This window comes from Actinophytocola sp. KF-1 (assembly GCF_054661535.1).
In genome coordinates, this window is the sequence record NZ_BAAFVK010000018.1 from 171,219 (window position 1) to 182,129 (window position 10,911).

The window sequence follows — 10,911 nt, forward strand, 5'->3', positions numbered from 1 at the left end:
GAGCAGCGAACCACCGCGCGATGGCACTTTTCACCGGAACCACAAGGAAGGTCACCCGATCGGAGCAGTCATCGCATTTCATTCGAACGTGTGAATTCGACAGTTTTCGGGTGCAATTCCGCCGGCTCGAGCGCGACGGTCGGCAACGCTTTGTCCAACCAGCGGGGGAGCCACCACGCCCGCGTGCCGAACAACCGCATGATCGCGGGCACGACGAGGCACCGGATCACGAGCGCGTCGACCAGCACCGCGACCGCGAGCCCCAGCCCGAACTGCTGCAGCATCCGGTCCGGGCTGAGCACGAACGCGCCGAACACCACGACCATGATCGCGGCCGCCGCGGTGATCACGCTGCCGGTCGTCGCGAGCCCCTCGCGCACCGCGCCGGACGCGTCGCCGGTCCGCCGCCACTCCTCGTGCATGCGGGAGACGAGGAACACCTCGTAGTCCATCGACAGCCCGAACACGATCGCGAACACGAGCACCGGCACGAACGCCTCGACCGGCCCGGTCGGCGCGAACACCAGCGTCACCACCCCGAGCGAGGCGCCGATCGACAGCAGGTTCAGCAGCGCGGCCTTGAGCGGGATGAGCAGCGAGCGGAACACCGCCATCAGCAGCAGCGCCGACAACCCGACCACGACCAGCAGGAACAGCGGCAGCCGGTCGGCGACCGCGGCGGCGAAGTCGTCGGCCGCCGCGGTCGACCCGCCGACCAGGAACGTCGCGCCGGTGTCGGCCTCCAGCGGCGGCAGGACGTCGGTGCGCAGCCGCGTGACCAGGTCGCTCGTCGCCTCGTCCTGGGGTGCGCTGTCCGGGAACACCAGCACCATGCCGAGGTCGTCGCCGAGCCGCTGCGGCTCACCGACCCTGGCGACGCCGTCGGTGCCGTCGAGCGCGGTCGCCAGCTCCTCGGTGCCGCCGCCCTCGGACATGATCACCAGCGGGCCGTTGACGCCCGGGCCGAACCCCTCGGCGAGGAGGTCGTAGGCCTGCCTGCTGGTGGCGTCCTCGGCCTCGGTGCCCGCGTCGGCGAAGCCGAGCTGCATGCCGAGCGCCGGTACGGACAGCGCGCCGAGCGCCGCGAGGGACACGACGAGCGCGGGCACCGGCCTGCGCTGCACGGTGTCGCTCCACCGCCGCCACCGCGCGCCGGAACCGCGGTTCGGCCGCTTGCGCACGGCTTTCTCGATGCGCTTGCCGAAGATGGTCAGCAGCGCGGGCAGGAGGGTCAGCGACGCGACCATCGTCAGGAGCACCGTCAGCGTGACGGCGAGCGCGACCCCTTGCAGGGAGCCGAGTCCGAGCGCGAGGAGGCCGAGCAGCGCGATCATCACCGTGGTGCCCGCGAACAGCACGGACCGGCCCGCGGTGTCGAGCGCGGTGCGTGCCGCCTGCTCGCGGTCGGCCCCGTGGTGCAGCTCGCCGCGGAACCGCGCGAAGACCAGCAGCGCGTAGTCGATCCCGACCCCGAGCCCGACGAGCATCATCAGCGGCGGCGCGTAGCTCGGCAGTGCCGTGAGGTGGCTCGCCAGCATGATCACGCCGAGCGTGCTGCCGACCGCGAACACGGCCGTGACGAGCGGCAGGCACGCGGCGAGGAACGACCCGAACATCAGCACGAGGATCACCAGCGCGGCGAGCATGCCCGCGCCTTCGGCCGCCCCACCGGGCGCCTCCTCGGCGGCGCGGACGGGGTCGCCGCCCAGCTCGACGCGCAGGTCGCCGTCCCGCTGCGCGGTGTCGATGATCCGCCGCACGTCCTCGGCGGGCACGTCGGCCCCGTCGAGCGTCACCGTCGCGAACGCGACCGTCTCGCTCTCCGTCAGCGGCGACACGCCGGCCACCCGCGGCAGCCGCTCCACTTCGGACAACACGGCGGTCACGTCGTCCCGCGCACCGGCGATCCCGGCGTCGCGCTGGAACACCACCTGCACGGAGTCGGGTTGCTGCCCCTGCGCGGCGAACGCGTCGGCGACCCGCTGCGACTCGGTGCCGGGCAGGGTGTGGTCGTCACGGTAGTCAGCACCGACCACCTGCCCGGCGACGGTGATGCCGCCGAGCACGACCACCCACAGCGCCAGCGCGAGCCAGCGGCGGCGTTGCGCTCAGCCCGCGAGCCGGACCATTCTGGATGGAGGAGATGTCATGGTGGAAGGCTCGCGTGCGACCGGGGTTGCCGTCGTCGGGCTGCGGTGGTCACTTGACCCACAACTGCGGTTGTCCCTTAAGGGTGATGCCGTACTACCGGGGTTGCGGGTGCCCGGGTCGCGGGTGCCGGTGTTGGGCCGCTCGGTGTGGCCCGGCGGTCCGTTGGTGGTGTCCTGAACGCGCCTTTCAGGACGTGGGTGCGGGCGTTGCGCGCCCGGCCCGCGCAGCGGGCCGCCCGGGGTATGGCTGAGCCTTCGTGGGAGCGGGGCATCCCGGGCCTTCGGTGCTTTTGGTGGTGTCCTGAACGCGCCTTTCAGGACGTGGGTGCGGGCGTTGCGCGCCCGGCCCGCGCAGCGGGCCGTCCTCGTGTGTGGCCGAGCGTGCGGACGGGTGGGCATTCGATGTGCGGGCACCTCTTCGGGCGGATGCTCGACTCGTGGGTGGTTGCGGTTGGCCAATGTTGCCTGCCAGGCCCGCTTCACACCGGGCGCGTGGCGCCCGGTGTGAAGGATCCCTTCAGTGCGTTGGTGGTGTCCTGAAACGCGCCTTTCAGGACGTGGGTGCGGGCGCTGCGCGCCCGGCCCGCGCGGCGGGCCGCCGGGTGTGGCTGAGCGCGGGAGAGCGCGGGGCCACCGTCAGCCCAGCCAGCGTGGTGTGACCATCGCCGACTCGTACGCCAGCACCACGAGCTGCGCCCGGTCCCGGACGTCGAGCTTGGTCATGATGCGGCTCACGTGGGTCTTCGCCGTCGCGGGGCTGAGTACCAGGCGTTCGGCGATCTCGTCGTTGGACAGCCCGGCCGCCACGAGCGTCATCACCTCGCGCTCCCGTTCGGTGAGCGACGCGAGCCGTGGGCTGGGTGCGGGCCGTTCGACGCGCCCGGCGAACTCCGCGATCAGCCGCCTCGTCACCGACGGTGCCAGCAGCGCGTCGCCGCGGGCGACCACTCGCACGCCGTGGATCAGTTCCTCCGGCTCGGTGTCCTTGACGAGGAACCCGCTGGCCCCGGCGCGCAGCGCACCGTAGACGTACTCGTCGAGGTCGAACGTCGTCAGGATCACCACGCGCACGTCCGGCGCCGCCGCGATGACCTCCCTCGTCGCGGCGAGACCGTCCAGGTGCGGCATGCGGATGTCCATCAGCACCACGTCCGGCCGCAGCGCTGTCGCGGTCCGCACGGCCTCGGCGCCGTCGCCCGCCTCGCCGACGACCTCGATGTCGTCCTCACCATCCAAAATGGACCGGAAGCCCGCGCGGACGAGGGTCTGGTCGTCGGCCAGCAGCACGCGGATCACGACGCACCGCCCAGCGGGAGCCGTGCCAGCACGCGGAACCCGCCGTCGGCGCCGGCGCCCGCCTCGAGGGAGCCGCCGACCGACGTCGCGCGTTCGGTCATGCCGAGGATGCCGGCACCCGCGCCGCTGCCGTTCGGTCCGCGTCCGTCGTCGGTCACCCGCACCTCCACCTCGCGCTCGCCGTACGCGACCGACACGTCCACTCTGGACGCCGCCGCGTGCCGGGTCACGTTCGTCAACGCCTCCTGCACGATCCGGTACGCCGCGAGGTCCACCGACGGCGGCACCTCCCGCACCGCACCGGTCACCGACCCGTGCACCACGAGCCCCGCCTGGCGGGACCGGTCGAGCAGGTCCGGCAGCGCCGCGAGCCCGGCGGGCGGGGTGAGCGGCGCCGGTTCGTCCACCTGCCGCAGCACACCGAGCGTGCGCCGCAGCTCCTTCAGCGCCCGGCCGCTGGCGTCCTTCACCGCGGCCAGCGCGTCCCGTTGCGGGCCGGTGTCGCCCTTGTCCACGCGGCGCAGCGCGGCGCTCGCCTGCACGTTGATCAGCGACAGGTCGTGCCCGAGCGCGTCGTGCAGCTCGCGGGCGATCCGCAGCCGCTCGTCGGTCGCCGCCGCCCGCTGCGCCTCACGCAGGTACGCCCGCCGCGTCCGCACCACCCCGCCGACCGCCACCGACGCGACCAGCCAGCCGAACAGCAGGAACAGGGACACGTCGTCGAGGTGCCGCTTCTCGCTCGCCGCCTCGCCGACCACGACGAACCCCATCGCGAGCGTGCCGAACCCGGCCGCGACCCACAGCCTGCCCGTCTCGCCGGCCCCGAACATCGCGGCCATGAACGTCAGCATGATCGGGCTGCCCGGCCCCGTGAGCGGGTAGTACAGCGCGCACGCGAGCAGCGTGTAGGCGGCCACCGCGACCGGGAAGCGGCGGCGGTGGTACAGCGCCGCCGACGCCGTGACCACGAGCAGCCAGCTGACCACGCTGACGTCGCTGTGCGTGGCCGACAGCACGGTGGCGCCCAGCACGAACGCGCCCACCGCGCCCGCGACCAGCGCGTCGGCGACCCGCCCGCGCGGCGGCCACGACCACTCCATGTGAGCAAGCATAGGGACGAACCGGTCAGCGCGGACCGTGCCGGGATGTGGACGGTCCGCGACGGTGGTCTGGGCACATGGCTGACCTGTTTGCTCCGCCCGGAGCAATCTGCCGGTAGCACCGTTTCGGCGCAACGCCGGACGGGCACCTCCACCTGCGAGTTCTCCCGGGGTTCTGGGGTCGCCTTGCGGAGAGACTTCCCGGAAAGGAGCGCGTTGATGTCGACCGCAGCAATAGTGGTTCTGGTGGTCGTCCTGGTCGCGGTGCTGTTCGCGGCGGGCTGGTTCCTCGGTGGGCAGGCGCGGAGCCGCAGGCTGCGCAACCGGTTCGGCCCCGAGTACGACCGCCACCTCGAGAACGCGGAGAACCGCCGTGCCGCCGAGCGCGAGCTGGCCGAACGGGAGAAGCGGCACGCGAAGCTGTCGCTGCGGCCCCTGTCGGACACCGCGCGGGCGCACTACACCGAGCAGTGGACGCGGGTGCAGGAGCAGTTCGTCGACGCGCCGGTCGAGGCCGTCGCGGGCGCGGAGGAGCTGGTGCACAGCGTGATGCGCGACCGCGGCTACCCGATGGACGGGTTCGAGCAGCAGGCCGCCGACCTGTCGGTCGAGCACGCGGACGTCGTGGACGGTTACCGCGCCGCGCACGAGATCCGGAGCAGGCAGGCGGACACCGAGGAGCTGCGCACCGCCCTGGTGCACTACCGGACGATGTTCCGCGAGCTGGTCGGCCACGGCGGTGACGTGCCTGCCCAGCGCGACGGGCACGCCCTGGACCGACAGGACCGACAGGACCGGGAGGCCCGCCATGCGTGACACCGACCGCCGCGAAGACCTTGCGGCACAACCACTTCCCGAGCAGCGCGAGCCCGCGCCCGAGACCGAGCCGATCCCCGTGGACGAGGCCGGCCTGGAGCGCGGCGGCCGGAACATGGACGACGGCCGCGTGCACGACGGCCGCATGACCGATGGCGTCGGGATGGACGACGGCCGCGACACGGACATGGTGCCGCCGCAACGGGACGTCATGCCGGGTGACATGGCGCAGGAGGGTGCGCCGCCGATGGACGCGATGCCGGTGCCCGCCGCGTCCGCCCAGACACCCGGGCAGGCCTCCGAGCACGACCTGTTCGGGGGCGACACCGCCGAGCGGCTCCGAACCCGCTGGCGTGAGCTGCAGGCGGACTTCGTGGACGACCCGCAGCGCGCCGTGCGCGAGGCCGACGAGGTCGTCGACGAGGTGGTCCGGACCATCACCGACCACCGCGCGCGGCTGGCGGGCGAGTGGCAGGGGCACACCGACACCGAGCACCTGAGGCTCGCGCTGCGCGAGTACCGGTCGTTCATCGACCGCCTGCTGCCGAGCTGACCGACCCCCACGGCGTGACCGTTGCGATCTGCAATATGCAGATTCGCGGCGGTCACGCTTTGCTTATGCGGCAACACCTTCCTTGACAGACTGACCAAAGTGGATTTCCATGCACGTTCGTGCGCGGGATGAGCCGCCCGCGCACGTTCTCGGCGCTGTTCGGGGGAAGCGCGCCCGCGTGAATGGGGGACCCGCAGTGTCCGTTGCCGTCGGTCATGTCCATCACTTCGCCATGGGGTCGTGGCTGCCCTTCTTCGCGTACGGGGTTTCCGTCGTCGGCTCGGTCGTCGGCCTCGCGTGCACGCTCCAGGCGCGGTACGCGGGTGACGCCGGCCGGCCGCGCTACGGCTGGCTGGCGCTCGCCGCCGTGTCGATCGGCGGTGTGGGCATCTGGCTGATGCACTTCATCGCGATGCTCGGCTTCGACACGCCGGGTTCGCCCGTGCGCTACGACGTCGGCCGCACGGCGATCTCCGCGGTCCTGTCGATCAGCGCGGTGTTCCTGGGGCTCCTCGTGTTCGGCGTCCGCACCCGCTTCTCGCTGTGGCGGCTGCTGCTCGGCGGGCTGATCACCGGCCTCGCCGTGAACCTCATGCACTACACCGGCATGTGGGCCGTGCAGGTGCAGGGCACCATCACCTACGACCCGGTCGCCGTGTGGCTGTCCATCGGCATCGCGATCGTCGCGGCCACCGCCGCGTTCTGGTTCACCGTGCTGATCGAGCACCCTGGGCTGCGTGTGCTCGCCGGGCTCGTGATGGGCCTCGCCGTGACCGGCATGCACTACACCGGCATGGCCGCGGTCGAGGTGCACCTCGACGGCACCGCGCCGGCACCCACCGGTACGGAGGTGTTCACCTTCCTGTTCCCGGTCTTCGTGCTGTCGGTCATCGCGCTCGCCGTGCCGATCTACGCGGTGCTGATGGCGGCCACGTGGTCGGAGAACGACGACGAACCGAAGCCGGTGCCGCAGGCCGCCATGCCGTCGCCGCTGCGTGACCGGCCGATGGCCAACCCCGAGGTGGGGCCCGGCCTGCGCGGCTTCGGCAACCTCGCCGCGCGGTACTCGACCCGGCCGGACGACGACCGGCGTTAACGCGCCACGATGCCGCGTTCGATGGCCTCGGTCGCGAACTCGACGAGCTTGCCCGCCGACACCCTGGCCTGCAGCGAGCCGCCGTGCACGAGGTCGTCGGCGACCCCGATCAGCGAGTCCCACACCCAGTAGGCCATCGCGGGGTGGTCGACCAGCGTCACGCCCTGCGTGGCCGCGGCTTCGCGCAGCGCCTTCTCCAGCGACCGTGCCATGCGGCGGAACACCGTCGCCGACGCGACGGCCCGCTTGCCCTTCGGCCCACCCGCGAGCACCTTCGACTCCCACTGCTGCGCGGAGCGCCCGAAGAGCCGCCACAACTCCCGCACCTGCGGCAGGATCGCGGCCAGCACGCCGGTGACGCCGACCTCGCGGTCCAGCTCGTCGAGCGTGGTCGTCACGTCGGCGAGCCTGCCGGCCATCAGCGCGACGAACACGTCCTCCTTGCCGTCGAAGTACTGGTACACGGTGCCGGAACTGACGCCAGCGCCGACCGCGATCGCGCGCATGGTGAGGGCGGCGTAGCCGGCGTCGGCGAGCAGCTTCTCCGCGGAGCGCAGGATGTCACGCCTGCGGCCCTCGGCGTCACCCCAGGCGGTCGGTTCGGTGGTGTCCACGCCGACAGTATATCGAACGTTGTCCAATTTGCGGAGCTTGCGGAGCGAACATCGACACCGCATTCTGGACAACGTTCAAAATGGCCCTATCATCGAGTCATGCTGACCCATCTCGACCGGCTCGAGGCGGAGAGCATCGACATCCTGCGCGAGGCGGTCGCCGAGAGCGAGCGCCCGGTCCTGCTGTACTCGATCGGCAAGGACTCCTCGACCCTGCTGCACCTCGCGCGCAAGGCGTTCCACCCGTCGAAGCCGCCGTTCCCGCTCCTGCACGTGGACACGACGTGGAAGTTCCGGGAGATGATCGCCTTCCGCGACCGGATCGCGGACGAGCTCGGGCTCGAGCTGATCGTGCACCGCAACCCGGAGTGCCTCGCACTGGGCATCAACCCGTTCGACCACGGTTCGGCGAAGCACACGGACATGTGGAAGACGCAGGGCCTGCGGCAGGCGCTCGAGAAGCACCGGTTCGACCTCGCGTTCGGCGGGGCCCGCCGGGACGAGGAACCGGTGCGCGCCAAGGAACGCGTGTTCTCGTTCCGCACCGCGGACCACCGCTGGGAGCCGCGCGACCAGCGGCCCGAGCTGTGGCGGCTCTACAACGCGCGCATCGCGCCGGGGGAGAGCATCCGCGTGTTCCCGCTGTCGAACTGGACCGAACTGGACGTGTGGCGCTACGTCGAACGCGAGCGGATCCCCGTGGTGCCACTGTACTTCGCGGCGCCGCGGCCGGTGGTCGAACGTGACGGAGCGCTGATCATGGTGGACGACGACCGGATGCCGTTGCGGCCCGGCGAGGAACCGGTGCTGCGCACGGTCCGCTTCCGCACCCTCGGCTGCTACCCGCTGACCGGCGCGGTCGAGAGCACGGCGACGACCGTCGCGGAGATCGTCGCCGAGACCGAGGCGGCCGCGACGTCGGAGCGGCAGGGGCGCGTGATCGACCGCGACCAGTCCGGGTCGATGGAACGCAAGAAACGGGAAGGGTACTTCTGATGGATCTCCTCCGTTTCCTGACGTGTGGTTCCGTCGACGACGGCAAGAGCACGCTGATCGGCCGGCTGTTGTACGACACGCGCGCGCTCTACACCGACCAGGTCGCGGCGCTCACGTCGGCGGGGCTGGACTTCGCGTCGCTGGTCGACGGCCTGCTCGCCGAACGCGAGCAGGGCATCACGATCGACGTGGCGTACCGCTACTTCGCCACCGCCGCACGGAGTTTCATCGTCGCCGACACCCCCGGCCACGAGCAGTACACCAGGAACACGGTGACCGGCGCGTCCACATCGGACGCCGCGGTGCTGCTGCTCGACGCGCGGGCCGGGCTGCTGCGCCAGACCCGCAGGCACAGCCATGTGGTCGCGCTGCTCGGCATCCGGCGGGTGGCGCTCGCGGTGAACAAGATGGACCTGGTGGACTTCGACCGCGCCCGGTTCGCCACGATCGCCGACGAGTACCGGGAGTTCGCGGCCGGGCTCGGCATCGACGAGGTGACGTGCGTCCCGACGGTGGCCGTGTCGGGCGCCAACGTGGTGCACCGGTCCCCGGACACCCCGTGGTACGACGGCCCGACGCTGCTCGAGTGGCTGGAGACCGTGCCCGTCGAAGCGCGGCCGGGCCCGTTCCGGATGATCGTGCGGTGGGTGAACCGACCGGACCCGTCGTTCCGCGGCGCGTCCGGGATGGTCGTGGGCGGCGCGGTGCGCGTGGGGGACCGCGTCCGCGTGCTGCCGGGGAACGCCGAGAGCACGGTCGCGCGGATCGTGACGTTCGACGGTGACCTCGAGGAGGCGGAGGCGGGGCAGTCGGTGACGGTGGTGCTCGCCGACGACGTCGACGTGTCCCGTGGCGCGGTGCTCGCGTCGGCGGATCCCCCGAGCGTGGCCGACGCGTGCCAGGCCGACCTCATCTGGATGTCCCAGCAGGAGATGCTGCCGGGCAGGCAGTACCTGGCGAAGGTGGGCGCGCGGACGGTCGGGTTGACGGTGGACCCGCCCAAGCACCGCGTGGACGTCGACACCGGTGCCCGGCTGGCGGCGCGGACGTTGCGGCTCAACGAGATCGGCGTCGGCAACGTCCACTTCGACCAGCCGGTCGCGCTGGATCCCTACGGCGCCAACCGTGACCTGGGTGGCTTCATCGTGATCGACCGCCTCACCAACGCGACCGTCGGCGCCGGCCTGGTCCGCTTCCCGCTGCGGCGCGCGTCGAACGTGCGGTGGCAGCCGATGTCGGTGACCAAGCGGATGCGGGAGGCGCTGAACGGGCACCGGGGTTGCGTCGTGTGGTTCACGGGGTTGTCCGGTGCGGGCAAGTCGACGATCGCGGACCGGCTGGAGCAGCGGCTGCACGCGACCGGCAGGCACACGACCGTGCTCGACGGCGACAACGTGCGGCACGGGCTGAACGCCGACCTCGGGTTCACGGACGCCGACCGCGTGGAGAACGTCCGGCGGGTGGCGGAGGTCGCCGGGCTCATGGTGGAGGCGGGGTTGATCGTGCTGGTGTCGTTCATCTCGCCGTTCCGTGCCGAGCGGGCCCTGGCACGGGGCATCGTCGACGACGGCGAGTTCTGCGAGGTGTTCGTCGACACGCCGCTGCACGTGGCCGAGGAGCGTGATCCGAAGGGGCTGTACGCCAAGGCCCGGCGGGGGGAGTTGCCCCACTTCACCGGGATCGATTCGCCGTACGAGCCGCCTGAGGGCGCGGAGGTGCGGCTGGACACGACGACCTTGTCCCCGGATGAGGCAGCGGAGGTCGTGCTGGCCCGGTTGGCGCAGATGGGGGTTGTGCCCTGAGCCTGTGGATGACGTGCGCGGTGTTGTCGGTGGTGGGCTGTAGGCTGGAGTTCGGGGGCCGGAGGCCGTGGCCTGTGGACAACTCGGGTCTTGTCGGTCCTCGTTGTCGGTGGTGCTCGGTACGCTGGGTTTCGGGGGGCCGGAGGCCGTGGGGTGTGGATGACTCGGGTCTTGTCGGCTGGTTCTGTCGGTGGTCGGCTCTAGGCTGGATGTCGGGGGCCGGAGGCCGGGGTTGATCTTGCTGGCCTGTGGTTGGGGCTGGTGTTTGCGCTGCTTGGGTTCGGGCGTTGCTTGGGTTCGGCCGCTGCTGGGGTTCGGGGTGCGCTTGTGGTGCGGCTTGGGTAGGTCCGGGTTTTTCGTTCTGTGGTGTTCGGTGGTGGCGGCGGATTGTGCGGGTGGCGCACTCACGCGTCAAGGGCGCCTCAGTGTGAGGGTGTTGGTGGCTGCCTGTGTGGCGGTTAGGGTCCGGTTCTTCGGTTGTGTGGTGA

9 protein-coding genes are annotated in these 10,911 nt (G+C 71.5%); 5 read left to right on the plus strand and 4 right to left on the minus strand.

Going from position 1 to position 10,911, the window contains the following annotated elements:
• Positions 1–68: 68 nt before the first annotated feature.
• The 3 genes from ACYQ77_RS40490 to ACYQ77_RS40500 all read right to left on the minus strand — a co-directional run bounded on the left by ACYQ77_RS40490 (position 69) and on the right by ACYQ77_RS40500 (position 4,546).
• Complete coding sequence (locus ACYQ77_RS40490; protein ID WP_459722055.1) at positions 69–2,072, minus strand: MMPL family transporter; 2,004 nt, start codon at positions 2,070–2,072, stop codon at positions 69–71.
• Between the two features lie 714 nt (positions 2,073–2,786).
• Positions 2,787–3,446 (minus strand): response regulator, encoded by a 660-nt coding sequence (locus ACYQ77_RS40495; protein WP_459722057.1) that lies wholly within the window; start codon positions 3,444–3,446, stop codon positions 2,787–2,789.
• Positions 3,443–4,546, minus strand: a complete 1,104-nt coding sequence (locus ACYQ77_RS40500; RefSeq protein WP_459722059.1) for a sensor histidine kinase — start codon at positions 4,544–4,546, stop codon at positions 3,443–3,445. Before ACYQ77_RS40500 ends, ACYQ77_RS40495 begins: the two co-directional genes overlap by 4 nt.
• Before the next feature lie 219 nt (positions 4,547–4,765).
• Between ACYQ77_RS40500 and ACYQ77_RS40505 the strand changes: the two genes are divergently transcribed.
• From ACYQ77_RS40505 to ACYQ77_RS40515, 3 genes are all read left to right on the plus strand, one after another.
• On the plus strand, positions 4,766–5,362 hold the full coding sequence (locus ACYQ77_RS40505; RefSeq protein ID WP_459722062.1) for a hypothetical protein: 597 nt from the start codon (positions 4,766–4,768) through the stop codon (positions 5,360–5,362).
• A complete protein-coding gene (locus ACYQ77_RS40510) occupies positions 5,355–5,915 on the plus strand; it encodes a hypothetical protein (RefSeq protein ID WP_459722064.1) in 561 nt (186 codons plus the stop codon). The genes ACYQ77_RS40505 and ACYQ77_RS40510 overlap by 8 nt, the downstream gene beginning before the upstream one ends.
• 232 nt (positions 5,916–6,147) lie before the next feature.
• Positions 6,148–7,011: an MHYT domain-containing protein gene (locus ACYQ77_RS40515; RefSeq protein WP_459722066.1), complete on the plus strand. Its 864-nt coding sequence runs from the start codon at positions 6,148–6,150 to the stop codon at positions 7,009–7,011.
• Here the strand turns inward: ACYQ77_RS40515 and ACYQ77_RS40520 are convergent.
• Positions 7,008–7,625: a TetR/AcrR family transcriptional regulator gene (locus ACYQ77_RS40520; protein ID WP_459722069.1), complete on the minus strand. Its 618-nt coding sequence runs from the start codon at positions 7,623–7,625 to the stop codon at positions 7,008–7,010. The two genes, ACYQ77_RS40515 and ACYQ77_RS40520, sit on opposite strands and share 4 nt — an antisense overlap.
• Before the next feature lie 99 nt (positions 7,626–7,724).
• On the opposite strand from ACYQ77_RS40520, the gene cysD reads away from it, so the two are divergent.
• Entirely contained in the window at positions 7,725–8,621 is an 897-nt protein-coding gene (gene cysD / locus ACYQ77_RS40525; protein WP_459722072.1) for a sulfate adenylyltransferase subunit CysD, read from the plus strand.
• Positions 8,621–10,423: an adenylyl-sulfate kinase gene (gene cysC / locus ACYQ77_RS40530; protein ID WP_459722074.1), complete on the plus strand. Its 1,803-nt coding sequence runs from the start codon at positions 8,621–8,623 to the stop codon at positions 10,421–10,423. Before cysD ends, cysC begins: the two co-directional genes overlap by 1 nt.
• Positions 10,424–10,911: the final 488 nt, after the last annotated feature.

What these genes read in the sequence shown, in the direction of transcription:
- ACYQ77_RS40500 (WP_459722059.1), bottom strand. Translation starts at nt 4,546, where the DNA reads ATGGAGTGGTCGTGGCCGCCGCGCGGGCGGGTCGCCGACGCGCTGGTC.
- ACYQ77_RS40505 (WP_459722062.1), top strand. Translation starts at nt 4,766, where the DNA reads ATGTCGACCGCAGCAATAGTGGTTCTGGTGGTCGTCCTGGTCGCGGTG.
- ACYQ77_RS40510 (WP_459722064.1), top strand. Translation starts at nt 5,355, where the DNA reads ATGCGTGACACCGACCGCCGCGAAGACCTTGCGGCACAACCACTTCCC.
- ACYQ77_RS40515 (WP_459722066.1), top strand. Translation starts at nt 6,148, where the DNA reads ATGGGGTCGTGGCTGCCCTTCTTCGCGTACGGGGTTTCCGTCGTCGGC.
- cysD (WP_459722072.1), top strand. Translation starts at nt 7,725, where the DNA reads ATGCTGACCCATCTCGACCGGCTCGAGGCGGAGAGCATCGACATCCTG.
- cysC (WP_459722074.1), top strand. Translation starts at nt 8,621, where the DNA reads ATGGATCTCCTCCGTTTCCTGACGTGTGGTTCCGTCGACGACGGCAAG.